General features: G+C 63.4%; 3 protein-coding genes. All 3 read left to right on the forward strand.

Annotated features, from left to right (window positions below):
- Positions 1-402 (forward strand): hypothetical protein (locus tag C7964_RS19605; RefSeq protein ID WP_110281232.1); only part of this gene is annotated, 402 nt, incomplete at its 5' end.
- Positions 350-2,404 carry a phage terminase large subunit family protein gene (locus C7964_RS19610; protein ID WP_110281233.1) on the forward strand — a complete coding sequence of 685 codons (2,055 nt, stop codon included), beginning with the start codon at positions 350-352 and terminating at the stop codon, positions 2,402-2,404. The genes C7964_RS19605 and C7964_RS19610, both read left to right, overlap by 53 nt.
- 10 nt (positions 2,405-2,414) lie before the next feature.
- Positions 2,415-2,624 (forward strand): phage head-tail joining protein, encoded by a 210-nt coding sequence (locus C7964_RS19615; protein ID WP_110281234.1) that lies wholly within the window; start codon positions 2,415-2,417, stop codon positions 2,622-2,624.
- Positions 2,625-2,754: the final 130 nt, after the last annotated feature.

Here is a 2,754-nt window from a genome sequence, read left to right on the forward strand (position 1 = left end):
AACGCGGGTAGTGATGGTGGAGGGATTAGCAGCGGTAATATCTCAGGCACTGGCGGCGTGTCAGGGCCAGGCGACAGCACCTCCTATCTCAAGGCACGCACGGCGCTGACGGTCTATCAGGCGCAGGAGCGCCAGCTCTCGATCCAGCGCAAGAAGGGCGTGCTGGTCGACCGCGCACGGGCGGAAACGCTGGTGTTTCATCTTGCGCGCCAGGAGCGCGATGTCTGGGTCACCTGGCCCACCCGTGTAGCGGCCCTGATGGCTGCCCAATTATCCGCAGAGATGGAAAGGGCATCCGGTGATGCGGTGACGATCGAGACTGCGATCCTGCAAAGGGTGCTGGAAACCCATGTCCGAGAGCAACTCACCGCCCTGGCCGACCTCAGGGTCTCGCTTGAATGATGACGGCAACGCATACAACCTGACCGACGACAACCTGACAGCAGATCTCGATCTTGCCTTTGATGGCGCCGAGGACATTCTACGCGTCTGGCGCAACGGCATGCGGCCGGATCCAGACCTGACCGTGTCGGAATGGGCAGATGCGCACCGCAAACTGTCATCGCGTGCATCGGCGGAACCCGGACAGTACCGCACATCTCGGACGCCTTATCTGCGCGCCATCATGGATGCGCTGTCGCCAAACCATCCGGCGCAGCGGATTTCATTTATGAAGGCGGCGCAGGTCGGGGCCACGGAGGCAGGGAATAACTGGATCGGCTTTGTCATCCATCACGCACCGGGGCCGATGCTGGCGGTACTGCCCACGGTCGAGATGGCCAAACGCACGTCGCGGGGCCGGATTGATCCGCTGATTGAAGACAGCCCCGCGCTGAAGGAGCGCGTGCAGCCAGCACGCTCACGCGATGCGGGTAATTCGATGCTGTCGAAAGAGTTCCCCGGAGGCATTCTGGTGCTGACCGGGGCAAATTCGGCAACCGGCCTGCGGTCGATGCCAGCACGCTATGTGTTTCTCGATGAGGTCGACGCCTATCCCGCCTCGGCCGATGAGGAAGGTGATCCCGTCACGCTGGCGGAAGCGCGCACAACGACCTTCGCGCACCGGCGCAAGGTGTTCATGGTCTCGACGCCCACCATCCGCGGGCTGAGCCGGATCGAGCGCGAGTTTGAAGCCAGCGACCAGCGGCGGTATTTCGTGCCCTGCCCGCATTGTGGTGCGATGCAATGGTTGCAGTTCGAGCGCCTGCGCTGGGCAAAGGGACAGCCGGAATCGGCGGCCTACACCTGTGAAGGGTGCGAGAAACCCATCGCCGAGCACCACAAGACCGTCATGCTGGCGCGGGGCGAATGGCGGGCAACGGCAGTGTCGGACAATCCGCATGCCATCGGCTTCCACCTCTCGGCGCTCTATTCGCCGATCGGCTGGAAAAGCTGGGAGCAGATCGCGCGGGATTGGCTGGCCGCCCAGGGCTCGGACGAGATGTTGCGCGCGGCGCACAACACACTCTTGGGGGAGACCTGGGTTGAAAGCGGCGAGACACCGGAATGGCAGCGTCTTGCGGATCAGCGGTTTACTTTCGCTGCGCAGATCCCCGCAGGAGGTCTGTTCCTGACGGCGGGCGCAGATGTGCAGAAGGACCGGATCGAGGTCGATGTCTGGGCCTGGGGCCGCGGGCTGCAAAGCTGGCTTGTCGATCACATCGTCATCCCGGGTGGACCGGACGATCCGGCGTGCTGGGACAAGCTGACCTCGCTTCTGGGCCAGACTTGGGTGCACGAGCATGGCGCGGTGATGCCACTGGCCAAACTGGCGATCGATACCGGCTATGAAACGGCTGCTGTTTACGGATGGGCGCGCAAGCAGGGCATCGCACAAGTGGCCCCAGTGAAGGGTCTGGAAGGGTTCAACCGGGCGACACCCGTCTCGGGGCCGACATTCGTGGATGCAACCGTGAATGGCCGCAAGCTCAAACGCGGCGCGCGGCTCTGGACGGTGGCCACCGCTACCTTCAAAGCCGAGACCTACCGGTACCTGCGTATCGAAAGGCCGTCGGATGAGGATCGGGCGCTGGGCGCGGCAACGCCCCCTGGCAAGATCCACCTGCCTGACTGGGCCGACAGCGAATGGCTCAAACAGCTGGTAGGCGAACAGCTGGTCACGATCCGCAACAAGCGCGGCTTTGCCCGCCAGGAATGGCAAAAGCTACGGGAGAGGAACGAGGCCCTCGATACGCGGGTCTATGCGCGGGCAGCCGCCTGGATCCTTGGTGCAGATCGCTTTGACGAGCGGATGTGGCGACAGCTGGAGAAGCAGGCTGGTGTGGAAACAGCCGCAACCGTGGCACAGCCCGAGACCGACAAATCGGCTGAGCCGCAAGCCGGGCGCATCACAGCACCGCGGCGGCGTGGCTGGAAAATCAGTACGCCAAAATACATGGAATGAGCAAAACTTGATGACCCTCGATGATCTCAAATCCCGCCACAGCGCGTTGCTGGCCGCGCGCTACAGCGGCACGCGGTCAGTCAGCTATGATGGCAAGACCGTGACTTATGGCTCGGACGCAGAGCTTGCTGCAGCGATAGGGGATATCGAGCGGCGCATCGCAAAACTGGAACGCGGCGCAGGGCGCATTCTGCGCCCCCATGCCGTGAAGGATCTGTGATGAACTGGCGGCAGCGGCTTGGCGCCTTCATCGGCGGCTTTGATGCGGGCCAGCATCACCGCCGCCTGCGCGGGTTCCGCGCGACGCGGGCCCATGTCAATGCACTGATCGCGGCCTCTGGTCCCGATAT

The organism is Loktanella sp. PT4BL, from assembly GCF_003201935.1.
GTDB lineage: Bacteria > Pseudomonadota > Alphaproteobacteria > Rhodobacterales > Rhodobacteraceae > Yoonia.

Coding starts and splice junctions, on each gene's coding strand:
- C7964_RS19610 (WP_110281233.1), top strand. CDS start 350: ATGTCCGAGAGCAACTCACCGCCCTGGCCGACCTCAGGGTCTCGCTTG.
- C7964_RS19615 (WP_110281234.1), top strand. CDS start 2,415: ATGACCCTCGATGATCTCAAATCCCGCCACAGCGCGTTGCTGGCCGCG.